The 343-nt window shown below is 46.1% G+C and carries 1 protein-coding gene; it reads left to right on the top strand.

Going from position 1 to position 343, the window contains the following annotated elements; translation table 11 throughout:
- On the top strand, positions 1-263 hold a 263-nt coding region (locus tag D0T87_RS23890; protein WP_203558784.1), incomplete at its 5' end, for a hypothetical protein.
- Positions 264-343: the final 80 nt, after the last annotated feature.

Below are 343 nucleotides of genomic sequence, written 5' to 3'. Positions count from 1 at the left end.
AGGATTACTATATCCTGATAAAAGCAAATATGAATCATACCAATAGCCCGGAAGATAATCGCAGGAACCTTGAGTTGATCAAAGAGCATGTAATAGCATCGGGCGATATGGTGACCATGGAGGCTATTGTTGCGAAGGAAATCGAAGTGGTCAGTATTGAAAAGGAAAAACGTAGAAAGTTACAACCACGCACCCATGAGGTCGTATTTATCAGGGAAGGACGGATACGCCTAACTCCCAGGGGCTTGCCGCAGATTGAGTGAACCCAAAGGCACATCCTGTTCCTTTTCCTGCACCACGGAGTATTGGTTTCCGTTCAGAGTGATGGTAACCAGCGTTCCGT

This window comes from Bacteroides sp. 51, assembly GCF_010500965.1.
Lineage (GTDB): Bacteria > Bacteroidota > Bacteroidia > Bacteroidales > Bacteroidaceae > Bacteroides.
Note: the sequence above shows the minus strand (reverse complement) of the source record. Positions and strands in the feature narration are given on the sequence as shown.